This window comes from Pollutimonas bauzanensis, assembly GCF_900129885.1.
GTDB lineage: Bacteria > Pseudomonadota > Gammaproteobacteria > Burkholderiales > Burkholderiaceae_B > Pollutimonas > Pollutimonas bauzanensis.
In genome coordinates, this window is the sequence record NZ_FQXE01000007.1 from 34696 (window position 1) to 59438 (window position 24743).

At 60.6% G+C, this 24743-nt stretch carries 20 protein-coding genes and 1 tRNA gene; 13 read left to right on the plus strand and 8 right to left on the minus strand.

Annotated elements, in window-relative coordinates; all coding sequences use genetic code 11:
• Window positions 1–73: 73 nt before the first annotated feature.
• Window positions 74–1522, plus strand: a complete 1449-nt coding sequence (locus BUB23_RS14150; protein ID WP_245801277.1) for an aminotransferase-like domain-containing protein — start codon at window positions 74–76, stop codon at window positions 1520–1522.
• A gap of 50 nt (window positions 1523–1572) precedes the next feature.
• Here BUB23_RS14150 and BUB23_RS14155 read toward each other — a convergent pair whose 3' ends face one another.
• Complete coding sequence (locus BUB23_RS14155) at window positions 1573–1908, minus strand: thioredoxin (protein ID WP_073104155.1); 336 nt, start codon at window positions 1906–1908, stop codon at window positions 1573–1575.
• A gap of 196 nt (window positions 1909–2104) precedes the next feature.
• On the opposite strand from BUB23_RS14155, the gene BUB23_RS14160 reads away from it, so the two are divergent.
• Entirely contained in the window at window positions 2105–2647 is a 543-nt protein-coding gene (locus BUB23_RS14160; protein ID WP_073103882.1) for a YciE/YciF ferroxidase family protein, read from the plus strand.
• Between the two features lie 41 nt (window positions 2648–2688).
• On the opposite strand, the gene BUB23_RS14165 is transcribed toward BUB23_RS14160, so the two are convergent.
• Window positions 2689–3021, minus strand: a complete 333-nt coding sequence (locus tag BUB23_RS14165) for a type II toxin-antitoxin system PemK/MazF family toxin (RefSeq protein ID WP_073103884.1) — start codon at window positions 3019–3021, stop codon at window positions 2689–2691.
• Entirely contained in the window at window positions 3021–3239 is a 219-nt protein-coding gene (locus BUB23_RS14170; RefSeq protein ID WP_245801278.1) for an AbrB/MazE/SpoVT family DNA-binding domain-containing protein, read from the minus strand. Before BUB23_RS14170 ends, BUB23_RS14165 begins: the two co-directional genes overlap by 1 nt.
• A gap of 303 nt (window positions 3240–3542) precedes the next feature.
• On the opposite strand from BUB23_RS14170, the gene BUB23_RS14175 reads away from it, so the two are divergent.
• Entirely contained in the window at window positions 3543–4112 is a 570-nt protein-coding gene (locus BUB23_RS14175) for a nitroreductase family protein (RefSeq protein WP_073103888.1), read from the plus strand.
• Window positions 4113–4203: 91 nt separating this feature from the next.
• Here the strand turns inward: BUB23_RS14175 and BUB23_RS14180 are convergent, their stop codons facing one another.
• Entirely contained in the window at window positions 4204–4932 is a 729-nt protein-coding gene (locus BUB23_RS14180; protein ID WP_084136029.1) for an RES family NAD+ phosphorylase, read from the minus strand.
• Window positions 4925–5596 carry a hypothetical protein gene (locus tag BUB23_RS14185; protein ID WP_073103890.1) on the minus strand — a complete coding sequence of 224 codons (672 nt, stop codon included), beginning with the start codon at window positions 5594–5596 and terminating at the stop codon, window positions 4925–4927. The genes BUB23_RS14180 and BUB23_RS14185 overlap by 8 nt, the downstream gene beginning before the upstream one ends.
• Window positions 5597–5889: 293 nt before the next feature.
• On the opposite strand from BUB23_RS14185, the gene BUB23_RS14190 reads away from it, so the two are divergent.
• The 8 genes from BUB23_RS14190 to BUB23_RS14220 all read left to right on the plus strand — a co-directional run bounded on the left by BUB23_RS14190 (window position 5890) and on the right by BUB23_RS14220 (window position 20922).
• A complete protein-coding gene (locus BUB23_RS14190) occupies window positions 5890–6246 on the plus strand; it encodes a cupin domain-containing protein (RefSeq protein ID WP_073104157.1) in 357 nt (118 codons plus the stop codon).
• A 348-nt stretch (window positions 6247–6594) separates the two neighbouring features.
• Window positions 6595–6975, plus strand: a complete 381-nt coding sequence (locus tag BUB23_RS14195) for a hypothetical protein (RefSeq protein WP_073103891.1) — start codon at window positions 6595–6597, stop codon at window positions 6973–6975.
• Window positions 6976–7117: 142 nt separating this feature from the next.
• Window positions 7118–7345, plus strand: a complete 228-nt coding sequence (locus BUB23_RS26725) for a hypothetical protein (RefSeq protein WP_143160983.1) — start codon at window positions 7118–7120, stop codon at window positions 7343–7345.
• Between the two features lie 786 nt (window positions 7346–8131).
• Complete coding sequence (locus BUB23_RS14200; protein WP_143160984.1) at window positions 8132–8722, plus strand: hypothetical protein; 591 nt, start codon at window positions 8132–8134, stop codon at window positions 8720–8722.
• A gap of 587 nt (window positions 8723–9309) precedes the next feature.
• Window positions 9310–15840: a calcium-binding protein gene (locus BUB23_RS27590; RefSeq protein ID WP_143160985.1), complete on the plus strand. Its 6531-nt coding sequence runs from the start codon at window positions 9310–9312 to the stop codon at window positions 15838–15840.
• 18 nt (window positions 15841–15858) lie between these two features.
• Window positions 15859–18048 (plus strand): type I secretion system permease/ATPase, encoded by a 2190-nt coding sequence (locus BUB23_RS14210; RefSeq protein WP_084136030.1) that lies wholly within the window; start codon window positions 15859–15861, stop codon window positions 18046–18048.
• 4 nt (window positions 18049–18052) lie between these two features.
• Complete coding sequence (locus BUB23_RS14215) at window positions 18053–19480, plus strand: HlyD family type I secretion periplasmic adaptor subunit (protein WP_073103895.1); 1428 nt, start codon at window positions 18053–18055, stop codon at window positions 19478–19480.
• Between the two features lie 2 nt (window positions 19481–19482).
• Window positions 19483–20922, plus strand: coding sequence for a TolC family outer membrane protein (locus BUB23_RS14220; RefSeq protein ID WP_218599003.1), 1440 nt, complete (start codon window positions 19483–19485; stop codon window positions 20920–20922).
• 29 nt (window positions 20923–20951) lie between these two features.
• Here BUB23_RS14220 and BUB23_RS14225 read toward each other — a convergent pair whose 3' ends face one another.
• A complete protein-coding gene (locus BUB23_RS14225; RefSeq protein ID WP_073103896.1) occupies window positions 20952–21848 on the minus strand; it encodes a DMT family transporter in 897 nt (298 codons plus the stop codon).
• Window positions 21845–22765, minus strand: a complete 921-nt coding sequence (locus BUB23_RS14230; protein ID WP_073103898.1) for a bifunctional helix-turn-helix transcriptional regulator/GNAT family N-acetyltransferase — start codon at window positions 22763–22765, stop codon at window positions 21845–21847. The genes BUB23_RS14225 and BUB23_RS14230 overlap by 4 nt, the downstream gene beginning before the upstream one ends.
• A gap of 177 nt (window positions 22766–22942) precedes the next feature.
• Here BUB23_RS14230 and BUB23_RS14235 point away from each other — a divergent pair, with 177 nt between their 5' ends.
• Window positions 22943–24079: a helix-turn-helix domain-containing protein gene (locus tag BUB23_RS14235; RefSeq protein ID WP_073103900.1), complete on the plus strand. Its 1137-nt coding sequence runs from the start codon at window positions 22943–22945 to the stop codon at window positions 24077–24079.
• A 135-nt stretch (window positions 24080–24214) separates the two neighbouring features.
• A complete protein-coding gene (locus tag BUB23_RS26730) occupies window positions 24215–24526 on the plus strand; it encodes a hypothetical protein (protein WP_143160986.1) in 312 nt (103 codons plus the stop codon).
• Between the two features lie 95 nt (window positions 24527–24621).
• Here the strand turns inward: BUB23_RS26730 and BUB23_RS14245 are convergent.
• Window positions 24622–24706, minus strand: a tRNA-Leu gene (locus tag BUB23_RS14245).
• Between the last annotated feature and the right edge of the window lie 37 nt (window positions 24707–24743).

Sequence of the window (24743 nt, forward strand, 5' to 3'; positions counted from 1 at the left end):
AGTGACAAATTGACTTCTTTTATAGCAGTCATTCAAGCGGTATTTTGAATTTGTTCTGATCATGAAGGCGATAATGATGGCTGTCAAACATATTATTGACATGGTGTCAATGCTTCTCGAGGCACTACATCAAGAAGGTGGTCCGAAATATAAACGTGTCGCAACATGCCTGGAGCGGCTCATCGCCGAAGGCTTCCTGGATAATGGCGCGAAGCTGCCGACCCACAGGCTGCTCGCTGACAAGCTCAATGTGACCACTGGCACGATCAGCCGGGCTTACCGGGAGCTGGAACGCACCGGTCTGGTATGCGCCCGCGTGGGAGATGGGACTTTCGTCGCACGCAAGGGATTAATGGAAAAGCATGACGGTGGTTTTAAAAATTTTGTCGAGGAGCCGTTGAGGCCTTATGACATGAGCCGCAACACCCATATCCCCGGTCTGGAGTCGGCTTTCCTGGGCAAGAGCCTGGCGGTTCTGGCTGGAGACAGCAGCGTTCTTCAAGAGTTGATGCTATATGGGCCAGAGGCGGGGTTGGCCAGGCATCGGGAGGCTGGCGCATCGTGGTTATCCAGGGGACAGAGTGCGATAGTAAATGCCGAACAAGTGGTCTGCGTCAACGGCTCTCAGCATGGCCTCTTGTGTGCCTTGATGGCTCTGGCTCGCCCCGGAGATACCATTGTCACTGAACAATTGACCTATCCGGGTCTGATCTCGGCGGCTCGCATGCTGGGTCTCAGATTGGTCGGCGTAGCCATGGACCAGCAGGGCTTGATGCCGCAAGCTTTGGACGATGCCTGCAAAGTCAATCGGGCAACCGTGCTGTACTGTACGCCGACGCTTCAGAATCCGACATGTGGGGTGTTGGAAAGTGAACGCAGGGCAGCCATCGCAGATATTTGCCGCCGACACAATTTACTGATTCTTGAGGATGAAGCGCATGGCGTATTGGTGGATGACCGCCCGCCACGCTTATGCGAGTTTGCACCGGAGCGCAGTATTCTTATTTCCAGCCTGAGCAAGGCAGTAGCCGCCGGCTTGCGGGTGGGCTATCTCTATGCTCCCTTGCCGCTGATCAATCGCCTGGAAGCGTCGATACGGGCGAGCTGCTGGATGGCAACGTCTTTGACCCTGGAGCTGGCGAGCCGCTGGATAGAAGATGGTACGGCGGAAAAGTTGCGGCAGCATCAGATTGGCGAGATCGTCCGCAGAAAGGCGTGTGTCGGCCCACTCTTGAAAGGCCTTGTTCTCGCCACCCATACCCATAGTCCGCATTACTGGATCGAGGTTCCGGAACCATGGAGGGCTTCCCACATCGTTGCCGAGCTGCAGCAGAGGGGATATCTCATTGCCGGCTCGGAAGCCTTCGCCATTGGGCGTGCCGCGGTCCAGCAGTTTGTGCGGGCCAGTGTCAGTAATGTGTCTGGCGGCGATCAAATCCTGATCGATGGCTTCGGCGCCCTGGCCGAGATTCTGGAGCAGAGGGAAACCAGCATCCCAGGAACTGATTTTCCTTTCCGCTAACGGCAGGCAGAGCGCGGCAATGGATAGCAGCAGGAAGGCTTATCGGTAGGCTAAGGCAGTTCGGCCGGATAATTGCTTTCGGCCAGCGCCAGCTGGCGCCGGATATCCCACTCGTTGAGCGTGGCTTGCACCGGTCCATAGAATACGCCGTCTCGTATCATGAATATCGAGGGCAAATGGAAGGCTTCGTAGCGCTCGACCAGCGAAGCGCTGCCGCTGGCATCCACCCAGCACAAGTGTTCCACCGGCAGGTTCATTTTCGCCAGCTGTTCGCGCGCGGTATCGGCCTCGCTCCACTTCGGGTCGTAGAACACCAGCAGGGACGTGCCGGTGGCGTCGAGCAGGTAGCGGTCGGCGGTTTCATCGTCGAGTTCAATTTCGTTCATGGGGCAGTCGCGTGGCATCAGGTGGCAGCAGTGTAAACGCATTTGCCTGCAGCTTCGAGCCTGGCCGTCCCGCGGCCGGTTCGATCGGCCCGATCCGGCGCCGAAAGGGAGACGGCGGCCGGCCGGTGGGCATAAGGCTTGCTTCCAATCGGCTTACAGAGCGATTCGACGCTATGTATTTTTTTTGGAGAATCATATGGCTGCCAAGACTTTGCAGGACCTGTTCATTCATATGTTGTCGGATATCTACAGCGCCGAGAAGCAATTGACCAAAGCGCTGCCCAAGCTTGCGCGCGCCGCCACGAATCCTAAGCTCTCGGAGGCGTTCCGTAACCATCTGGATGAAACCGAGGGACAGATCGAGCGCATCGACGAGATCGTGGAAACAGGCGGTCTGAAGCTCAAGCGGATGAAATGCGCGGCGATGGAGGGTTTGGTTGAAGAAGGAAAGGAAGTCATAGACGAAATCGAAAAAGGGCCGGTGCTGGACGCGGCCCTGATCGCCGCGGCCCAGAAGGTGGAGCATTACGAGATCGCGAGCTACGGCACGCTGTGTACATTTGCCAAGCAATTGAATTTGACCGACGCGCTGCGCTTGCTCAAGGAGACCCTGGCCGAAGAAAAGTCCACGGACGAAAAGCTTTCCGTATTGGCCGAAACACAGAGCAACCAAGAGGCGGCGGCCGTCAAGTCGACTGCCACGGCTGCCACGCCGAACGCCAAGGCTGCCGCGCGTTAAGCGGCCGGCAAAAGCGGCTTGTTTAATTTAAATTAGAAAGCTTACTCGAACAGGGGGGCAATCCTGGCCAGCACCTCATTCACGATGGACACAGGCACGCTTTCAAGCTTTTTACCTCGGCTAGCATGGATATCCAGTGCGCGCGGTTGATCGCAACGGATCATGCCTGTCGTTTCAAGGCCCGCGCCCATCAGGGTTACGGCGAAACCCGCCGTCCTGGCGAAGTTTCCGCCATGGGTGATGGGAAGCACCACCGGCGTGCCAGTCAGGCGGTTGAATGCGGCCGGGGAGACAATAAGCACGGGGCGCACACCTTGCTGTTCGTTCCCGGAAGCCGGATTCAGGTCGACCAGGTAAATATCGCCTCGATTCATCAAATCAGTTCGCTTCCGGTGGAACTGTCGCCGAGCCAGGCTTGGTCTTGCGCGTCGATGGGCGCCGTGCCGTCGCAATCGGCCAGCAGTTCAGCCAGCGTATAGCGCGGCCTGGGCCTGGGATCGACCACCAGGCGGGCATGCTCGATGGCAAGCCCGACCGTCGCCCCCGGAACGAGCTGAAGCAAATCCAGAATGGCGGGGGGAACGGCCAACATGACGGATCCTCCGACTTTTCGTAAATTGGTGGTATGCATAGCCGGCTTTGTTAAATTATATATAAATATAACTTAACGGGAGGCGTTTCACAAGATCTTATCAGGCTGTTGTCCGAGGGGCTAGCGACGGCCAGGACCTTTTGGAGACGCTGCGCTGCGCCCGGGTGCGGCATAAGGCGCCGCCGCTTCAATCCGCTACATCCGCGTTGTCCAGCCGGCCTTCGCTTGACGGGCGTCAACACGGGGCGGAGCCAGGCAAACTACCATTGAACCGGCATATCGGCCAGGTCTGGGAGGGGCGTAATGGATGTCAACGAGGCAATCACCGGCCGCCGCGCAGTGCGCGACTATACGGCTCAAAATGTTGACGCGCCGGTAATCCGACACCTGATCGACGCCGCCCTGTATGCGCCGAGCGCGGGCGATGAGCAGCCGTGCACGTTTACGGTCGTGCGCGAACAGGGGGTGCTCGACGGGATTTCGGCAGCCGCAAAATCCTATCGCCACACGCTTCCCGACAGCGCCCAGGCCCATGGGCAACTTTCGCGCTTTCAAGCTCTGCTCGCCGATCCGGATTTCCACATCTTCTATCACGCGCCCGTCCTGATCGTGATTTCGGCGGCCGCGCCAGGCCCCTGGATCATCGAGGATTGCGCGCTGGCCGCAGAGAACCTGATGCTGGCCGCGCACGCAGCGGGGCTGGGCACATGCTGGATAGGCTTCGCCCAGGGGTTCCTTAATACGCTGGAAGGCAAGAAGGTGCTAGGCCTTCCCGGCCCATGGGTGCCGGTTGCTCCCATCGTCGTCGGGCATCCGAAAGCCATACCGCCCCGCGTCCCGCGCCGCCAGCCGCAGGTCCGCTGGATAGGCTGAGCCAAACCAGCCCCCCGCGTCCGGTAAATCTTCTGTGCGGCGGATGGCAAGCAGGGAGGGAACAACGCGGACCACAGAAGCTCCGCGAAAGTCAAACCTTCCCGGATACGATGTTGACGCCGATTCTCTCAGCCAGGGCAAGGACCTCGTCGTAGGCATCCAGGTCGTCCAGCAGGCTTCGCGCATCGCCTTGTGAACGAAGGGCGTCTCCGGGAATCCGATCGCCGAACAGCACGAAGGCCCGCGCCGAACCATCTTGCCGGGACACCCAGGACAGGCCTTGCGCCTTTGAGCATTGCCGATGTATCTCTTCGGCCCACTTCCTGGTGGATGGATATTGGTCTTTTTCGGTGTCTATCAGTTGTTTACGCGGCACGCCAAGCTTGCGCAGGGCAACGCCGCCCAGATCGGCGACTTTCAGGTCGAGGGTGATCTCGACCTTGGAATGCATCTGGCCGGACAGCTTGTTCTTGTCGAAGCTCTTGAAGCCTGCCGTGTAGGGCACGTCGTGGAATACTGTTTCCATCAGCGCGCATGAAAAAGTGGTGCCGGCATACAGCGTCGGGATAGCCTCGCCCCGGTCGTTGCGTATCGGACTGAAGCGCGCATTGCCCAGGACGCCAGGATTGAACTGCGTGGCGGCATATTTGTCCTGATGCACGCGCTGCAGCGCCTGTCCCCTGGGCAAGGTCGTCAGGGTAATGTGCAGGGTCGCCGGCGGAGCCGGCGTGGCGCCAACGCCCTGCGCAGCGGCCGGATCGACGGAACCGGTCGCATCTGCGGGCACCGCGGGCGGCGGCTTGCCGCGGCGGCTAGCCATGTGCAAGCTCCTGCGCCTCGTCCTGCGCGGCGGCAATCACGCGCTCGGATTCGGCCGCCAGCAAGTCTTGCGGGCGCTTGCCGCCCAGGAAGCTGTTGTCCGAACGGAACCAGTACGCCAGTCCCCAACCATCCTTACGGCCATCGAAGGCCTCGATCACCTTGGCCAATGACTTCAGGGGACGAAAGCCGGCGTTGCGGTCCAGCCCGTATCCCGGGAAGTAGTCGACACCGCTATGGTGTATCGCGAAGATCTGACCTTGCTTCTTCCATTTGTTGGGCTGGGCGCTCGGGTTGCGAGTACTCAGTCCAGCCAATTGGGCGACCTGCGCAGCCGTCAGCCAATCACCGCTTTCAAGCACGGCATTGCGCGCACGCACCAGCATGGTCATTTCGCGGAGCAGACGGGGCGAGGGCGGTGTTCGTGGCACCAGCACATCGGCCAGGCGTTCCAAGGCCTCCCGGTCGCGGTGTTCGACAAAGGCGCCCAGCATGGAAGCCATGCTGGCGAAGGTCTCGGCCACCGTATCCAGATGGGCAGACTTCAGGTGTTCGAACGCGACCACCAGTACACGCTCCGCGTGGGAATGGCTGAGCCGCTTGCGCATTTCCGCGGGCGTCCCCACCAAGGTCGAAACCCCTGGATGTTCGTCGACGACGCTCATGGCGGCTCTCTTGAGGGTTATATAGGTTATCTTATATTATCATATCTGTCATAACCTTCAAGTGCCAGTATGCGCTGACGCAATTCTGGCGCCACATCTGCGTAGTGCCTCCGCGTATTCCTTGAGTCTGTTCCGCGGGCCAATCATCGATCCCGCCCTTGATCCAACGCAACGCCAAGTGCTATGCGATGAATTAGGATTTTTTGCGCGGCATTGTCGCCAGCGCTGCGGCACACTCCGGAATCGCTGTTTCCAAGTGGCCAATCGAGGCGCATGTCAAAAAGGAACCTTCCATGACTGCCGAATCGAGAATATTTTCTGTGGCCGATTATGTTCGGCCGTCCGAAGGCGAACCTATCCGCTCCGTGGTGCTTGAAACACCAGATGCGGTGATCGTAGTTTGGCATGTCCATCCCGGTCAGGAGATTGCGGCGCATCTTCACCCCAACGGCCAGGATACCTGGACTGTTTTGTCCGGGATGGCTGACTACTTCCAAGGCAACGGGGTCGTGCGCACCCTCAAGAAAGGCGAAATTGCCGTGGCTCGGCCTGGCCAGGTACACGGAGCGCGAAACATAGGCAGCGAACCATTTGCGTTCGTTTCTGTCGTGGCGCCCGCCAGCGCCGGCTACGCTTTGGCCGAGCGATAGCCGCCTATCAGAGCGAACCAAATTACCTTCACGTTAGCTCGCCTTGGCCGTTGGGAACCACATGCCTGGTTTGCAACTACAGGGTCTCGTATGCTTGTTCCTGCTTCTGATCATCGTCGGAGCAGCAATCCACCTAGGCATCCGGTATTCATCGGGCAGGCTCCGCAAATACCGACGGTCGCATCGTGGGAGTGGAAGGTTGCGAGGATGCTTCTTGATAAACAGCGCGCTCGATCATGGGAAGCCGCGCCAGTCAGGTGAATTCAAACGGCGGTCGGGCGGATAATAGCGCCGCACGAAGCATAATGAGTCTGCCATCAAAATATCACGATTAATGGAGACTCAAGCATGAAACGAGTGTTGTTCGTCGGCCAGGAGCCGGAAACCGTCGATTTTTCCGATCCCGCGTTGCCGCCGGGGCTCGACGCTGAGAAGATTCGTGGCGGGATTGCCGCCGGGATGAGGCAAATGTCGGAGCGTGGGTGGAAGCCTGATCTCTGCCTGGTTCGCCCAGACGAATCCGCGCGCATTGCCATTGAGCGGGACCTGGCGGCCGCGACCTATGATTGTGTTGTGATTGGGGGCGGAATTCGCGTTCCTCCAAAGAGCTTGCTGCTTTTTGAGACGCTCATAAACGCTGTGCATAAGGCGGCTCCGAACGCGTTCATCGCCTTCAATACAAAGCCCGAAGACACCGGAGCCGCCGCGGCTCGATGGATAGGCGATTGAGGAAACTTGGCGCAGCTTCGCGAGCGCCAATTGCCATCCGCGCTGTTTGACCTTGCGCCGCCTTAACCGGCATTAAGGGGAATTTCAGCAAGGCAAATTATTATTAGCCCGGCATGCCGGCCACGTCTGGGAGAGGCGGCGCATGGATTTCAACGAGGCAATCGCCGGCCGCCGCGCTACGCAACGCTATGGCCCAAGGTATTGCTGCGCCGGTAGTCCGCCGCCTTTTTCTCTGCCTGGCCGTGGCGGCAAGCCTGTCGACAACCGCATGCAATCAAGAAGACTCCAAGCGTTCGCCGCCGAAGTCGCGACCGCCAATAACGGGAGCGCGCAACGAGGTCTTAAAAGCGGCCTCGATATCACGCCGTAAATTTCCAAAGCCCTGATGTTTCCGGACAGGAAAAGGTATTGGCCACTTCACGTTAAAAGGCGCGCCGAATACTCGTTTCACCATACCGAGAAAATATCTTCGCTTCGATCCTGACGAAGCTGGTGGCGAGGCGGACATTAAAACGCATGGAATTTTTGATCCAAATCAATATAAAAATGGCTTTCAATAAAAATCAATCGAAAGGCTGTACCAGCCTTTCCAGGGCGGGTGAACCAGACTGCAATATATGCATGATAAATCTGGTGCGTCGACCGATACTGCGGAGTGAAAGACATACTGCGACGATTTCATGGTGTCATAAAAAATTCATTTGTATCTGCTGGTTTCAAGTCAGAAAATGAGAACCGGCAACGATGGCTGCGATTGTCGTCACGAGGTAATGCCCTGATCGTAATTTTATTATGACAGCGCTCCATTTTCGTGCCGGAAATGCGTCATACAGGATATGGGCGATTTCCAGGGCTTTGAGGCTAGACCTTGGCGGTGCGATTCAATCGCACGGAAAGCTGGGGCCTCCATGGGTTGATGAATGAAATGTCAGGGAAGATTATTGGATGTGGGCTAAAGCATTTTAGGGATGCTGAAGGCCAGGCTCTATGCTTTTTGATGGGGAATTTTTTGCAATCACCACATATGAGCGGCATAAAGGTTCGGCGGGTGGGTGATGTTTTTTTCTGGGTTGAGTGAAATGAAATGGCCGAAGTCAATATTCTTTGCCGTCATCGCTGATAGGAACCGAATGCTATGCGCAGGTATAGGAAGTGGTTGATCGTCATACTCTTGGTGCTGTCGCCGGTGATCGTTTTTCTCGGATGGGTTGCGTGGAAGGTCAATCAGCCTCAGGAAGACCGGTATTTCACACTGGCGGGCAGGCAGTGGATGGTACCCAAGACATATCTGGTGATTCTTGATAGCGCCAAGAATCCTGGATATTTTGAGACATTGTTTGAATATCCGGATATGTTTCCTGGAAATCCGAATGTATTTGGGAATGATAATCGCATAAGTGTAAGTGTACGATCTCGAACGAAGGCTGGGAGTGTGTCCCAATTCACATTCGAGCGTATAAAGAAACTGCCGAATTCTGTTTTTCTTGGTGAGGAAAATGGTTTTGATATTTATAGATCACGCTTCGCTGAATATTCTTATAAGATTTATTGGTTTAAACAGGATGAATCTGAATATTCCATGTATGTGTCCTACGTAGACGATCCAACATTCCTGGCTTATACAGTGTTTCGCAGTTTTGAGGATGGTATGCGTTTGGAATATACAGCACAAAAAAATCGTATGGATGATTTTTATCAAATTGATAGAAAAGTCGTTGAGCGTGTGCGATCATTTATTCAGGATTGATGGGGAAAATTCAAATGTCAGATGAACAATACAAATTGGCTCCTCAGGATGTTATCAAAATTCAGGAGTTTCTTGAGGCTGAAAACTACGTGGGTGCCTATGCCCATATACGTGGAATTGTAGATGACGCACTAAAAAAACCTCTGGTACCTTCTGAAAAAGCCAATCTGGAAGGGCTGGCCACTTGGTATGCCATCGCCTACCATGTGAATAGCAATGATGGCTCATTTTGGTCGGAATATGTGCGCGGTGCCTCCGGTCGTATTGTGCAGCTTCATGAAAAAACACTGACTGAATTTGCCTTTAACAAGGCATCTAATGACCTTGCGGGTTTGCTGCTTAACCTGATCATAGAAAATGGAACTTTGCCTTCTGTCAAGGAAACTGTCCAGGCTGATGCAAAAAACATGCAGACACAGTTTCAAGTTCCCGAATGGACTTGGCCTGGAACATTGACGGATTTTCTGTTCCTGGGCGGTGATCACGTAACAATGCCTCTGGAACAGTCTTTCATTGAAAGCCTACGAGCGTATGGCCTTTCCCTGGAAGGTGCTTCGGCAGGGACGGCACGTGTTATCGGCAGCACCATGGTTGATCTCGAGATGGCCATTCGCGACGGATTTGTCGATGGCCTGCCGGGTCTGCAAAGGGCGTTGCAGCAATATGAAGAGACGGGAGAGCCGCTGCTGGGTATCGGGTTCGGCTCGGCGGGCACCATCAACGTCGATCTATTCCAGCGCGGTACCTCATTCACCATTGATCCCAAGAATCTCACGCACATCGGCCTGAACGAGAAGGCTCAACTGACGTTCCGCCTGACACTGCAGGACGCTCAAGGAGAGTGGGGGCCATCGCTGGTTTGCCGGCCCGATGGCAGTGTGACGGCTGCCGTGCTTGGCGAAGGCGTGCTGGACATTCCCCTGGGCAGTTCGATCCGGATCGACGGACAGTCGCTGGCGGTATCGATGCAGGGCGAGACGCTGTCAGGAAGCTGCGTATTGCAGCGGGACACATTGTCTGTGCGCTGGGTGAACGGCAATGGGGACTTTTCCTTCGGCTACACCACGGAACTGTTTGGCAATGGCACAAGCTATCAGATTCATGTGGATGGGCAGACTTATGCGGGTGATGCCGATTCGATCGATGAGTCCGTTCGTGATGGCCTGCAACGCAAGATGCTTGCGCTCGCTTCGGAAGAAAAGGGATCCTGGCTGCATACCATCGGTGAGCGGCTTGGTCTCATCCCCGAGGGGCGTGGTACTGCGGCGGAAAATGCCGATGGTCTGCGATTGATGGCTGACCGGATCGATAATGGAAATATGTCGAACCATTGGTATTTTGCAACGCTGGGCGCGGGAGTGGTGCGTCGCCTTCAAGCCGCGTGGTCGCAAATGGGGGCGATCAGCCAGGTGTTGAGCAGTATCCGGCAGTCGACATGGCTTGGGGCGCGTGGCGCGCCTTCCATCATTTCGGTGGATATTCTCGGGTTTGGTCCGGGAACGATGACGCCATATGCGATCTCGCCCATGGTAATGTCGGCTGGATCGGCGGCGGGGCAAGGGGAGGCGTCGACAAAATGGCTGCCGAATCAGGCTGCGGTCGCCCATGCGGAGTATGTTTTTCAAGGCTATGCGTCAATGGCATTGGGCCAAGCCCAAGCATTGCAGCAGATGTTCAACCAGAATCAGCATGATTTTTCGGGAGTGTCCGGCGCCATCCAGGGATGGATGCAGACGCAGCGTTATCGGACGAGCCAGGGTTATATTAATCCCCTCATGCCGGTTCCAGACATGACGCTGATCACCATGTACGATTCCAGCAATCGCACGGCGACCAGCAGCGCAGGCAGGGACATGGCGCAGTGGCTGGCGGGTACCGTGGCTATGGATATCACCGCGCAAGCGGCGATCGGCGCCATGCAACAGGGGTTGAATGGTGTGATCCGTTCCGGCACTGATGCCGTCGTCGCCAATATGACAGGCGGGGATGCCGACCGCTATCAGGCGCTGGGGGCGGCCAGCCTGGCGGGCGGCGCGCTTGGAACGGCCCTGGATCGTTTTCTGGATGCCTATGGCCAGTTCCTGATGCTGAACCAGCATTTGGACGGATTGGGCGTGGAACTGAACAAGCTGGTTCCAGTAAATTTTGATGCCACCAGGCACTTGGCGGATGGCTCGACGTTTTATTCCCCAGGAGATGCCGCATTTGCGGCGGCGGCATTCGATGCCTATGCCTTGGCGTTGCAGTATGCGGCAGATCGGAAGGTCATCATCGACCAGCTTTTGGGTGTCTTTGCCCAGTCGTCCGGATATACCAGTGTTTACTTGGGAAATGCAGATCAACAGACCACGCTCGGATCGGGTTTCAACCTGATGCTGGCAAACCGGGGAAATCAGTCATTCGTGCTGTCCGACCATGTGGATCATCTGCTACTGAGTTCGACATCGGGCAATACGATATTGTCTGGCTTCCAAACAGGGACATCAGGAGACCAGGTGCAGATTGCCGGCGTTGGAGATCGCGTGCATCTCAAGCGGGTATCCGGCGGCTTGGAACTGACGACCGATATCGGCGGAAAGCAGGTACTGTTGCTGGGCGCCGATATTGACCAGTTCGATCTGTTCGCCAACCTGGCGGGCGTGACGACGGTGTCGTTCCAGAATGATAACGCCGCCGGCACGCGCAGCCTGCGCGGCGCTTTGCTGTTCGACGGCCTGGTGCACGTCAACGAGCTGATCGCCTCCAACTACGGCGACACGTTGATCGGCGGGGCATGGAACACGATCCTGCGCGGCGGCGTGGGCAACGATACGCTGGTGGTGACTGGCACCGGCTACACCATGGACGGCGGCGCAGGGGCGGATACCGTGTCGTATGCCGAGGCCGGCCGGGCTGTTGCTGCCAGCCTGTCAAGCGGCAGCGACAACCTGGGCTCCACGCTGGCCAACATCGAGCACCTGACGGGGTCGGCATGGAATGACCAGTTGACCGGCAACGGCGGCGGCAACCGGCTCGATGGCGGGGCGGGCGACGACCTGCTGATTGGCGGCGGCGGCAACGACGTGTACCGGTTCGGCCGCGACCATGGCGTGGACACGGTGCGCAACGGTATTGCCGCCAACGGCGGGGCCAGCGCGCTGATTCAGCTGGCGCCGGGCGTGGCGGCGCGGGACCTGTGGTTCGAGCGCCAGGACAACGACCTGCGAGTGCGCATTCTGGGCACGGACGATGTGCTGGTGATCCAGGACTGGTACCAGGATGCCTTCCGCAAGGTGGCGGTGCTGGAACTGGAAGGCGGGCTGCGCATCGACGCGGCCGGCATCGAATCGCTGGCGCAGGCCATGCAGGCCTGGCACGCGGCCAATCCGGACTTCGATCCGCAGATCGCGCTGCGGGTGCCTGCAGGCCTGGAGGCGGATGCCTACTATCGAACGGATATCGATTTGCCCCAGGTGGGCGAGGCCATCGACGTGTCGCTGGAGACCCGGCAGTTCTATCAGAGCGGCAAGACGGCGGCATCCGTCAACGCGGTCAATGCCATCGTTTCGGCCATGTCGTCGAACCGGCAGCAAGTGGAAAGCCTATACGCGGCCGCGCAGCAGCAGGCGCAGGCGGTCACGCCGGATATTCACCAGGGCAGAAGGTATGTCTATCGCTATACACGCAATGACATGGCGGGTGAATTCATCAGCCGCAGCAACTGGAGTTGGCAGACGTTGAATCCACTGACCGGCCGTCCAAGCTATGTCGTCAGTTATGTGGAACTGACGAGTGCGGACCCTGGCCGGTTCTACTACAACCGGAAAGTCACGAGCAATCAGACCAGCGAGTCCATCAGCCTGCAAGAAGGTCCCGCCAATCAAGTGACTGCGTTGATTTCGCAGGGCGGCCAGTTGCGCGACAGTTTTGCATCGATCCTCCCGTTTGCGGACCGTTTCGGGGCCGCGTTGCAGGGCCGGCAAGCCGCGCTGGCGTCAGCAGTGCAGGCCAATGCGGCGCCGACCGCCGGCAACGATGCCACGGCAAGGAATGGCGCCGGCGATTCCGCGTCGGCGCTGTGGAATGCCTTGAAGGGCTACGAGAGTTATGTATCTACCTTGGCGACATTGCAGGGCCTGCTGGGCGCGAATTGGCAGCTATTGCAGGATGCTGCCCCGCCGGCCACGTACCGCAATGTGAATGGAACGATTTGGTACCAGTACGAAACCACCTTCTATTCCAGCGTAGACAGCGCCAAGTACCAGGCGCTGCTGTCGCTGCAGCAACAGGCGCAGACTGCGCATGACCAGGCCCTCCAGCAGGCGAACGGGCTGATCGTCGCCCTGGCGGGGTGGGACAACTTTCAGCAGGCGCATTACGCCGCGCAGGGCCAGGTCATTCAGGCCGGAGCGGGCGGCGACCTGCTGATCGCAGGCAGCGGCGGCGCCCGGCGCCTGGTCGGCGGGGCGGGGCGTGATACGTTCCTGTTTGCGGAGTCGGCCAGCGGCCAGGTGGACGATGTGCTGGGGTTTGCGACAGGGCTGACGGCCGACCGGCTGTGGCTGTTGCGTTCCAGTGACGATAGGGCGTACCTGACGCAAGGCACCAGTGGACTGGAAATCGCCTACACGACCGCCGGCGGGCAGGCGGCGCGCATACGGCTCAATGGCGTGACGCTGGCGGATCTGTCTGTGTATGAAAACCTGATCGGCATACGCACTGTCGATTTCAGCCGGATGACGGCGAAGGTGTCGATCAACCTGGATTCACTGACCTCTCGCGCGCATGATGGGTACGTGCATGTCGACAGCCTGACCGGGACCGGCTACGACGACGTACTGCTGGGCGACGCGCGGGACAATGTGCTGCGAGGCGGGGCCGGCAATGACCGGCTGGCGGGCGGAGCCGGCAATAATACGCTGGATGGCGGGGCGGGGACCGACACGGTGGATTATGCCGGCGCTGTCGCCGGTGTCGTGGTGGATCTGTCGGCCGGCACGGCCAGCAACGGCTTCGGAGGAACGGACAGCCTGGCAAGCATCGAGAACGTCACCGGGTCGGTCCACGCGGATAGGATCACCGGCAATGCGTTGGCCAATGTGCTGCGTGGCGGGACGGGGGACGACACGCTGGATGGCGGCGGGGGCGACGACATACTGTATGGCGGATCCGGTCGCAGCACGCTGATCGGCGGCCTGGGGAACGATACGTTTTACGTCGACAGCGCCTACGATTTGGTCGTCGAGCGAAGCGGCGAAGGCATCGACCACGTGGTGGCTTCGGTCAGCTATACGCTTGCCGACCATGTGGAGAACCTGACACTGGCCGGCAGCCATGCCATCCATGGAACAGGCAATGACGGGGATAATACCCTGGTCGGCAATGCCGCCGCCAACATCCTGATCGGCGGGGGCGGCAACGACATGCTCAATGGCGGGGCGGGCGATGACATCCTGCAGGGCGGCGCCGGCAACGACAGCTACGTCATCGCGCGCGGCAACGGCATGGACCGCATTGTCGAGGACGATGCGACGGTGGGCAATACCGATACGGTCGTATTCTCGACAGACGTTGCGTTCGACCAGCTCTGGTTCCGCCGGATCGGCGACGACCTGGAAGTGCGCATCATCGGCACCGGCGACGGGGCCATCGTCAGTGGCTGGTATCTGGGCGGCCAGCATCGCGTCGAGAGCTTCCTGGCGTCGCCCGGCAAGGAATTGTCCTGGGAACAAGTGGAATCCCTGGTAGCCGCGATGGCGGCCCTGCCGATGCCTGCGCTGGGGCAGACAGTTCTGCCTGCGGCGCAGGCCCAGGCGCTGCAGGCAGCGCTGGCGGCGGGTTGGCGGACAGAGATCGTGCCGCCTGTCGTGCTGACCGGCGGGGACGGCGACGACTTTCTGCAAGGGGGCGCGGGCAACGACACCCTGATCGGCGGCGCCGGCAACGACCTACTGTTTGGCAACGGCGGCAACGATCTGCTGATTGGCGGCGCGGGCGGCGATTTTTATAGCGTGGATTTTGGCGGCGGCATGGATCGCATTGTCGAGGACGATGTGGACGAGGGCAGTTTCGACAAGGACCTGGTCTACCTCGAAGCCTGGTATGACGAACTCTGGTTCAGCCGGGTCGGCGACGACCTGGAAATGCGCATGATCGGAACCGATGATGGGGTGATCGTCAGCGACTGGTATCTGGGCGAGCGGTATCGCGTGGAGGAGTTTCACGGTCCCGGGTATATATTGCGCGAAGCGCAGGTGGACACTGTGGTGACGGCGCTCGCCACCGTGGCCAAGCCGACCCCCGGGCAGGCCAGCCTATCGGCGGCGCAATACGACGTGCTGTATTCCGTGTCCCCCGCCCTTTGGCGCGACGCTTTCGACGGCCGGGAGCTGGATGCCAGATACGGCAATTTATGGCAGATCGGCGGCAGCGGCGATGATACTCTCATCGGAAATCCATGGGCCGGAAGCATATTGCAGGGCGGAGGCGGCAACGATACCTATTACATCTATGCTTTCAATGATACCGCCTTCGAACAGGCGGGCGAAGGCATCGATCATGCAGTGGCCTCGATCAGCTACGTACTTCGGGAGAATGTGGAACACCTGACGCTGGTCGGCGGCCAGGATATCAATGGCACCGGGAACAACGCAGACAACATTCTGGTCGGCAACGCCGGCGCCAACGTACTGTCCGGCGGCGCGGGCAACGACATTCTCAACGGCCAGGGCGGCAGCGATATACTGCGCGGCGGCGCCGGGGACGATCACTATGTCGTGATGCCTGGCGACGGCGTGGATACCATCTTGCAGGACGATGCGCTGCCCGGGGATACCGACAGCGTCGTCTTTGCCGGTGGGACGCAGGCAAGCCAGCTCTGGTTCAGCCGTTCAGGCAACAATCTGGACATCCGGATCATCGGCACCGGCAGTGGCGCGACGATCAACAACTGGTACCTTGGCGGGCAGTACCAGGTGGATCGATTCCAGACCACGGATGGCGAAGTGTTGCTGGACACCCAGGTGGACAATCTGGTCCAGGCCATGGCCGCCTTCGCCCCGCCCGCCAGCGGCCAGACCACGCTGCCGCCGGCCTACCAGACCGCGCTGGCGCCAGTCATTGCGGCCAACTGGCAGTAGGGGGCGGTCCGACGATTCATGAAACGCCTCGATGCGGCAGCCGGCGGGGCTTCGGCCCCGCCGCCGGGCGGCTCTGCGCCGGATCCCGTCTCGCCTGAAACACCGCCTATCGACACCGGCCTGGCCTGCCTGGTCATGCTGGCGCGCTACCACTTGGTGGCCGCCGACATGGACCAGCTTGCCCATGAGTTTCGCGCTCCCGGCCAACCCTTCGGCACGACCGAGATCCTGCTGGCCGCGCGCAAGCTCGGCCTGCATGCGCGCAAGGCCGCGGCCCGCATGGCGCGGCTGCCGACCACGCCGCTGCCGGCCATTGCCGGCGACCGCGACGGCTGTTTCTTCATCCTGGCCCGGCAGGACGCGGGCAAGGTGCTGATCCAGGACCCGCGCGGCAAAGGCCCGGCAGAGCTGACGCTGGACGAGTTCGAACAGCGCTGGTCGGGGGAGCTGATCCTGCTGGCTTCGCGCGCCTCGATCGCGGGGGAGCTGGCCAAGTTCGATTTCAGCTGGTTCATCCCGGCCGTGGTCAAGTACCGCCGGCTGCTGGGCGAGGTCTTCATCGCTTCGTTCGTGCTGCAGACCGTCGCGCTGGTCACGCCGCTGTTCTTCCAGGTGGTGATGGACAAGGTGCTGGTGCATCGCAGTTTCACCACGCTGGACGTGATCGCGGTCGGGCTGCTCGTCGTGGTCACTTTCGAGGTGCTGTTCTCGGCCTTGCGCAGCTATGTGTTCGCGCATACATCCAGCCGCATCGACGTCGAACTGGGCGCGCGGCTGTTTCGCCACCTGCTGAACCTGCCGCTGGCCTACTTCCGGGCGCGCCAGGTGGGCGACTCGGTGGCGCGGGTGCGGGAACTGGAGAATATCCGCTCCTTCCTGACCGGCAATGGCGTGACCGCCGTGCTGGACTTGATCTTTTCGGTGGTGTTCCTGGCTGTCATGGCCTACTACAGCGTGTGGCTGACGCTCATCGTGGTCGCGTCCCTGCCTTGCTACTTCCTGCTGTCGCTGGGTTTTACGCCCGCATTGCGGGCGCGCCTGAACGAGAAATTCAACCGCGGCGCCGAGAACCAGGCCTTTCTGGTGGAGACCATCAGCGGCGTGGAAACGCTCAAGGCCGGGGCGGTCGAGCCGCAGTGGATACGCAAGTGGGACAACCAGCTGGCGGCCTACGTCAAGGCGGGCCTGCGCACGGCGACGCTGGGCACCATCGCCAGCAGCGGCGTGACCTACATCAGCAAGCTGGTCACGGTGGGCACGCTCTGGCTGGGGGCGATGCTGGTCATCGATGGCAAGTTGACGGTGGGCCAGCTGATCGCCTTCAACATGCTGGCCGGCAACGTGGCCGGGCCGGTCATGCGCCTGGCGCAGCTGTGGACGGACTTCCAGCAGGTGGGCATCTCCATGCAGCGCCTGGGCGACATCCTCAATACCCGCACTGAAGTCCATACGGCCCGGCCGGCGCTGCCGCCAGTGCGCGGCATGATAGCCTTCGACCAGGTCGTGTTCAGATACCGGCCCACCGCCCAGCCGGCCTTGCGCGGCGTGGCGCTGCACATTCAGGCGGGCGAGACCCTGGGCATCGTGGGACGCTCGGGTTCCGGTAAAAGCACCTTGACCAAATTGGTGCAGCGTTTGTACCAGCCTGAACAGGGCAGGGTGCTGATCGATGGGGTGGATATCTCGACCATCGACGCCAGTTCGCTGCGCCGCCAGATCGGCGTGGTGCTGCAGGAGAACCTCTTGTTCAACCGCAGCATCCGCGACAATATCGCGCTGGCCGATCCCGGCATGCCGCTGCAGCAGGTGATGCGCGCCGCGCAACTGGCCGGCGCGCACGAGTTCATAGCCGAACTGCCCGAGGGCTACGACACCATGGTCGGCGAACACGGCGCTACCCTGTCGGGCGGGCAGCGCCAGCGCATCGCCATCGCGCGCGCCCTGTTGTCCAATCCCCGTATCCTGATCCTGGATGAGGCCACCAGCGCCCTGGACTACGAGTCCGAGCGCATTATCCAGCAGAATATGCGCGAGATCAGCCGCGGCCGCACGGTGCTGATCATCGCGCACCGCCTGTCGGCGGTGAAGGACGCCGACCGCATCATTGTGATGGAGCGCGGCGAGATCGTGGAGGAGGGCGCGCATGCGGATCTCGTGGCCCGCGATCCTGGCCACTATGCGGCCTTGTACCGGATGCAGCAGGGGTAATGCAATGAGCCGGGGGCATCGTCTTGGCGCGTGGCGCGATCTGATGCGCCGCTATGGCAGTGTGTTCGCCGCGGCGTGGCGCGAGCGCAATGTGGGCGCCGGCAAGCGCTACGAAGCCCGCGAGGCCGAGTTCCTGCCTTCGGCGCTGGCATTGCAGCAGGCGCCGGTCTCGCCGGCGCCCCGGGCATTGATGTGGCTGCTCTCCAGCCTGGCGGCGCTGACGGTGCTGTGGTCGGTCTTTGGGCGGATGGACATCGTCGCCACCGCGCGGGGCAAGATCATTCCCAGCGAGGGCACGCAGGTGGTGCAGCCGATAGGCACGGCCACCGTCAAGGCTATCCACGTACGCGAAGGCCAGCCGGTGCGCGCCGGCGACTTGCTGATCGAACTGGATGGCACGGTGCCGATGGCGGAACAGCAGCGCCTGTTCAACGAGATGCATGCCTGGACCTTGCAGGCCAGCCATGCCCAGGCCATGCTCGGGGCGATCGAATCGAACCGGCCGCCTTTGATCGCGCCCCTGCCGGCCGTGCCGCCGCAAGCCCTGGCGGATGTTCAGCGCCTGGCGCAAGGCGAGTACGCCGCCTTGCAGGCCAAGCTGGCCGCGCTCGATGCGCAACTGCTGCGCCGCCAGGCCGAGCACCAGTCCACCTCGGCGCTGGTGCGCAAGCTGGAGCGCACCTCGCCTATTGCGCGCCAGCGCGCCCAGGCGCTCAAGGAGCTGGCCGGCGACGAGTACGTGGCCCGCAACACCTACCTGGAGCGCGAGCGCGAACGTATCGAGCAGGAGGCGGATCTGGCCGTGCAGCGCAGCCGCGCCAAGGAGATCGAGGCCTCGATCAATGAGGTTCGCCAGCAGCGCATCGGATTGCTGGCCGATGCCCGGCACGCCAATCTTGAGCGCCTGAACGAGGCGCGCGAGCGCCTGGCGCTGCTGGAGCAGGACTTGATCAAGGCGAGGCAGTCCGAGCGCCTGACGCGCTTGACGGCGCCCTTGTCCGGCACGGTGCAGCAGCTGGCGGTGCGCACGCTGGGCGGCGTCGTTACCGAGGCGCAGCCGCTATTGTCAGTGGTGCCCGAAGAGCACACGCTGGAAATCGAAGCCTTTCTGGAAAACAAGGATATCGGCTTTGTGTTGCCCGGCCAGGAGGCCGAGGTCAAGATCGAGACCTTTCCCTATACCAAATACGGCATCGTGCCGGGCAAGGTGACGTCGGTGTCGGACGACGCGATCAACGATGAAAAGCTCGGCCTGGTGTATTCGATGCGCATTGCGCTGGCGCAATCGACCATTCCCGTCAATGGCGCGGATGTCCGGCTGGCGCCAGGCATGGCGGTGAGCGCCGAGATCAAGACCGGACGGCGCCGCGTGATCGAGTATTTCCTGGGGCCGCTGATCGAATATGGCACCGAGAGCTTGAGGGAGCGGTAGGGATGCGCATCCTGGTCCAGCCCGCGGGTCCGGTGGGGCCGCCTCGTTGCGCCGCGCGGCGCCGCTTATCCGCCGCGGCGCTGATGCTGATACTGGTGGCAATGGGCGCGATCTCTTGCGCGCATGCGCAGGGGCTGATGGCCTTCTACGGCATGGCCCTGGAAAACGACCCCGGCTATCGGGCGGCGCAGGCCGAGCGCGACGCCGGCCGCGAGGAGCGCGCCATCGGGCGAGCCGCGCTATTGCCCAAACTGTCTTATCAGTACCAGGCGGGCCGCAACCAGTCCGGCGTCACCGAACCCGCCTGGCTGGGCGGCACCACGACGACAGAACGTTCCTACCGCAGCTATTCGTCGGCGCTGACGCTGCAGCAGCCCTTGCTGGATTACGAAGCATTGTCGCGCTACCACTACGGGGTGGCGCAGGCGCATCATGCCGATGAGCGCTTCCGCAGCCGCAGCCAGGAACTGGCGCTGCGCGTGGCGCAAGCTTATACCGAAGCGCTGTATGCGCGGGATCAGATCGATCTGTCACAGGCGCAGAAGCGTTCCTATGCGGAATTGCTGGCGCTGAACCGGCGGATGCTGGCCGCGGGGGAAGGCACGCGCACGGACCTGCTGGAGACGCAGGCTCGCCATGATCTGGCGGTCGCCCAGGAGATAGAGGCCGTGGATGCGCTGGACGCGGCCCTGCGCACCTTGGGCGCGATGGTGGGCCGCGTGCCGCGGGCCGATGATCTGGCGCCGCTGGCCGGCAAGTTCGGGGAACTGGCGCTGGAGGAGACGGCTTATGAAGGCTGGCAGCGCGTGGCGCTGGCCCACAACCCGGAACTGGCGGCTCAGCAGCACGCCCTGGAGTCCGCCCGGCAGCGCATCGAGCAGGCCCGTGCCGGCCACCTGCCATCGGTGAGCCTGTACGCTTCGGCCGGCCGGCAGAAATCCAGCTCGGAGTCCACCTACGACCAGCGCTACGTCACCAACAGCGTTGGGCTGCAGGTGAGCATCCCGATATTCGCCGGCGGCGGTGTCTCAGCGTCGGTGCGCCAGGCGGTCGATGAGCGGGAGCAGATGCGCTTCGAGGGCAACGCGCGCCAGAGCGAAATCCTGGGCGACTTGCGCCGGCAATTCAATTTATTCCGCAGCAGCGCCGCCAAGATGCGCGCTTATCAGCTCGCGGTGGATTCGACGCATGAATTGATTCGGGCGATGAAAAAAAGCGTGGCGGGCGGCGAGCGGGTGAATGCCGATGTGCTGCAGGCCGAGCAGCAATACTACGATGCGCTGCGCAACCTCGCCCAGGCGCGCTACGCCTATCTGCTGTCGTGGCTGGCGCTGAAGTTCCATGCCGGCACGCTGGCGCCGGAGCATGTGCGGGTAGTCGATGGCTACTTCGGCCACCTTGCGCCGGTCCTTCATGAAGCGCAAGGCCAAAACTTGCCATAGGCCGGCGCCGCTGCGCGCCTTCATCGAGTTCATCCAGCCGCCGGCCCGGCGCGCCGCAGGCAGGCCAGAAGAAGCCCGGAGACCACCAGCGTGATTGACAGAAGAAGCTGCCACGATGGCGGGTGGCGCGTCAAGGCCAGCTCTATGGCCGCGGCGGTGACCGGACCCAATGCCTGGAAGGCGACCACGCGGCTGGCGTCGATCTTGGCCAGGGCCCATAGCCAGCAGAAATAACCCAGGCCGCTGGACAGGCCGATGAAGCCCACATTCGCCCACTGGATTGCCGACAAGCGGGGCGCGAGAGGCTGGGCGGTGGCCAGGCAAAGCCCGGTCAGGAAGATCACCGCGGCAAACATGGCCAGCGCGCTGGTGGGCAAGACGGGATAGCGCTGCAGATAGGGGCGGTACAGAATGCTGCATACGGCGCCCGTCAGTGTCGCGCCGACAAGGGCCGCAAGCGCCGGCAGGTCGGCCGGAGGGGCGTCGATTTGCGCCGGCGACGAATAAAGCAGGAATCCCACGCCGGAGATCGCAAGCGCCAGTCCGCCGAGCTTTCTCGAACTGTATGTCTCGCGCCGCAATGCGATGGCCAGGCACATGGTGAACAGGGGCATGGTCGAAAAAACCAGCGCGCAAGTCGCCGCCGGCAGTGTTTCCAGAGAGTAATTGAGCAGCACGATCAGCAGGGCAAACTGGAACACGCCAAGAACAGAGACGGCGACCGCGTCCGCCGGCGGGAATCGCGTGCGCGATGTGGACGCGAGAAGAACCGGAACGGCCAGCACGCACAAACCGATCAGGTAGCGCAAAAAGGCGAGTGTGGCCGGCGACGCATCGCTGGACACCACCCGTGTGGACACCATTGCCGCGCCGACCAGGACACCGGTGGTCGCGGCGGCGATCGTCGCCTTCAGGTGGGCGCTCACAAATCGAGCGCCCACGTCTGGCCGATAAGGTCTTTGCCGAAGCTATGATGCGGCTGCTCTTCGATGAGCTGGAATCCAGCCTGCTCATAGATTCTGCGCGCGCCGGTCAGTACGCTATTGGTCCATAAAACCATCTTCTTGTAACCGGCAAGCCGGGCGAAGCGCAGGCATTCATCCACCAGCCGATGGCCGATACCCAGGCCGCGCGCGCTGGCCTCGACGTAGAGCAGGCGCAGTTTCGCGGTTTCCCGGTCGTGCCTGACGACAAATACGGAGCCTACGACCTTGCCGTCTTTTTCGGCGATCCAGCATCGCTCGCAAGCCTGATCGAATTCCCGCACATAGCTGGCGACAATCTCGGCCACCAGCGCCTCGAACTCCGCATTCCAGCCATACTCCTGCGCATACAGCACGCCTTGCCGATGGACGACCCAGCCCATGTCGCCCGGCTGCGGGTCGCGCAGTAAATAGTTGGGCGCTGTTTCCCCGAGCACGTCATGGATCTGGCTCATGGCGTCGACCAGTTGATGCTGTTCGGGCTCCGAGAGCCGTTCGAGCATCGCGATGACTTCACGGCGGGACGCCTCGTTCAGCGGCGCGAACGTCGCGCGCCCTTTGCCGGTCAGCTCCAGTTGGGCGACCCGCGCGTCGGTCGCCGAGCGCGTCTTGGCGACCAGTCCTTTCTTTTCGAACCCGCCAACCACCCGGCTCAAATATCCCGCGTTCAAGCCCAGTTCCCGGCATAGGTCCGAGGTCGTGAGCATCGAGCGGTGCGCCAGCTCATACAGGATGCGGACTTCGGTAAGCGAGAATGCGCTATTCAGGAGATGTTCATGAAGCACGCCGATCTGGCGTGTGTAGAAGCGATTGAAACGACGGACGGCTTCGGCGCGGGCTTCGATGGGATCGGTTTGCATGGAAGATATCTCAAATATGCTCTAGGCATATTATTACTTGCCTGAGGCACATAAATCAAGAGCAGCAAATCGATGACAGGCTATCTGACAATACATGCCAATTCCACTTTTTGGCTCGCCGACTATTCGATAGTCGCCAATCTTGCAAAGATGAAATTGCAAGATTAAAATGCGCAAATGAATACGCAAGAGCAACTTCACCATGATACCGCCCGCAGGATGGGGGCTCGCATTCGTGCAGCCCGTGAATCTGCAGGGATGACGCAAGCGCAACTCTCTGAGGCCCTTGGCTTCGCAGACCGCCAGACCCTCTCGACCATCGAGAATGGCGACCGGCGAGTGCAGGCCGCCGAGCTGGTGCGGGCAAGCCAAGTGCTGGGCCGCGCTATCGACTGGTTCATTGACCCGTTCGTCATCACAGGCGAGGCTCGCTTCTCATGGCGAGTAGCGCAAACGGTTCCTGATGCAATGCTCAACGATTTCGAGTCCCGCATCGGTCAAATCGTCGGGCTCATGCGGCATCTCAAAGTCGCCTTGCACGGCCCTTCCAAGGCGCTCACACCGATGTTGCGCATGCCTCCCCACCCTACCTTTGAGGATGCGTGGGCGTGGGGTGAAGCAGTGGGTCAGGAACTGCAATTAGGAGTCATCCCTTCTGAGAACCTGGTTGATAGCATCGAGCGCAAGCTCGACGTTCCGGTACTTTTCATTGACGCGGAAATCGATACCGGCCCCCAAGATATCTCGGGAGCGATGTGTCGTTTGTCAGATCTAGGCGTCATTGTCATCAATCGCCAGGAGTCGGCTGCGCGCCGCAATTTCGATGTGGCGCACGAGCTGTTCCATGCCCTGACATGGGACGCCATACCACCCGATCGGCGCGAACTTCCCCAACAACCGGCAGGCAAGCGCATTCCGCGCATCGAGCAATTAGCCGACAACTTCGCCGCCGCGGTGCTAATGCCCAAGGCGACCCTCGACAAGCTGATCCCATCCGAGCAGTTGGCCGATGTGCAATACCTAGCGAGTGTCGCGCGCGAGCTTCAGGTTTCCAATGGCGCACTCGCCTATCGACTATTCAACGCGAAGATGATCGACAAGCCAACTTGCGATGCATTGCTCGATGTTTATGCGCCCAAGACCCGGGCGGAGCTGCCAAAGCTGTTCTCCGCTTCGTTCGCCACGCTATTGCACGACGGAATCGCACATGGCCATGTTTCCGCACGCAAGGCCGCCAAGGCGCTGTCCATGAGACTTGATCAGCTCGCAGAACTGATGATGGAACATGGGAAAGCCGTGCCGTTTTCAATGTAGGCTCGGCAGATGGCTAAGCCGCGAGTATTAGTCGATACCTGCGTGATTGAATGTTGCACAGGAGACCCACTCCAGCCCGGACGTGTGCAAATCCCTCGTGAAGAACTCCTCGGTGGCTTGGCGCAGGTGCATGACGTGGATGACACGATGCTGGCAATGCTTCGGCTCGATTGCCCGCATCTTCCTGCGCTCGATGATGGTGAGCACCACATCATGGCTTGGCTTCATGCCCATCCCGAAGGCGCGGTGCTGACAGCGATCTCCACGGCTGACCGTGCTGCCATACGCGCCACGCATGTGCTGACACTCTTGGATCGTGTTACCTCTCTGCAGCAACTCGGACAGGCGGCGGGTGTCGGACGCAAGCAGTTGGACAGCTTGCAACCCCATTTCCAGGAAGATTGGCTGAGCAGCCTGCGTCTGCAGCTAAGGATGAATATCCTGTAGGGGTACTCGGGACTAGGGAGCCGGCATATGGCGATATGAAGGCAACAAAAAACCCCCGAAAATCGAAGATTAACGAGGGTCTATGTATAAAGCAGTGGTGCCCAGGAGAGGACTCGAACCTCCACACCCGAAGGCACATGGACCTGAACCATGCGCGTCTACCAATTCCGCCACCTGGGCATAAAGTGTATGCTATCGCTTTACCGACTACTGCTGC

What these genes read in the sequence shown, in the direction of transcription:
- BUB23_RS14165 (WP_073103884.1), bottom strand. Translation starts at nt 3,021, where the DNA reads ATGAATCGAGGCGATATTTACCTGGTCGACCTGAATCCGGCTTCCGGG.
- BUB23_RS14185 (WP_073103890.1), bottom strand. Translation starts at nt 5,596, where the DNA reads ATGAGCGTCGTCGACGAACATCCAGGGGTTTCGACCTTGGTGGGGACG.
- BUB23_RS14155 (WP_073104155.1), bottom strand. Translation starts at nt 1,908, where the DNA reads ATGAACGAAATTGAACTCGACGATGAAACCGCCGACCGCTACCTGCTC.
- BUB23_RS14220 (WP_218599003.1), top strand. Translation starts at nt 19,483, where the DNA reads ATGCGCATCCTGGTCCAGCCCGCGGGTCCGGTGGGGCCGCCTCGTTGC.
- BUB23_RS14195 (WP_073103891.1), top strand. Translation starts at nt 6,595, where the DNA reads ATGAAACGAGTGTTGTTCGTCGGCCAGGAGCCGGAAACCGTCGATTTT.
- BUB23_RS26725 (WP_143160983.1), top strand. Translation starts at nt 7,118, where the DNA reads ATGGATTTCAACGAGGCAATCGCCGGCCGCCGCGCTACGCAACGCTAT.
- BUB23_RS14150 (WP_245801277.1), top strand. Translation starts at nt 74, where the DNA reads ATGATGGCTGTCAAACATATTATTGACATGGTGTCAATGCTTCTCGAG.
- BUB23_RS27590 (WP_143160985.1), top strand. Translation starts at nt 9,310, where the DNA reads ATGGTTGATCTCGAGATGGCCATTCGCGACGGATTTGTCGATGGCCTG.
- BUB23_RS14215 (WP_073103895.1), top strand. Translation starts at nt 18,053, where the DNA reads ATGAGCCGGGGGCATCGTCTTGGCGCGTGGCGCGATCTGATGCGCCGC.
- BUB23_RS14170 (WP_245801278.1), bottom strand. Translation starts at nt 3,239, where the DNA reads ATGTTGGCCGTTCCCCCCGCCATTCTGGATTTGCTTCAGCTCGTTCCG.
- BUB23_RS14230 (WP_073103898.1), bottom strand. Translation starts at nt 22,765, where the DNA reads ATGCAAACCGATCCCATCGAAGCCCGCGCCGAAGCCGTCCGTCGTTTC.
- BUB23_RS14190 (WP_073104157.1), top strand. Translation starts at nt 5,890, where the DNA reads ATGACTGCCGAATCGAGAATATTTTCTGTGGCCGATTATGTTCGGCCG.
- BUB23_RS14160 (WP_073103882.1), top strand. Translation starts at nt 2,105, where the DNA reads ATGGCTGCCAAGACTTTGCAGGACCTGTTCATTCATATGTTGTCGGAT.
- BUB23_RS14175 (WP_073103888.1), top strand. Translation starts at nt 3,543, where the DNA reads ATGGATGTCAACGAGGCAATCACCGGCCGCCGCGCAGTGCGCGACTAT.
- BUB23_RS14210 (WP_084136030.1), top strand. Translation starts at nt 15,859, where the DNA reads ATGAAACGCCTCGATGCGGCAGCCGGCGGGGCTTCGGCCCCGCCGCCG.
- BUB23_RS14180 (WP_084136029.1), bottom strand. Translation starts at nt 4,932, where the DNA reads ATGGCTAGCCGCCGCGGCAAGCCGCCGCCCGCGGTGCCCGCAGATGCG.
- BUB23_RS14235 (WP_073103900.1), top strand. Translation starts at nt 22,943, where the DNA reads ATGAATACGCAAGAGCAACTTCACCATGATACCGCCCGCAGGATGGGG.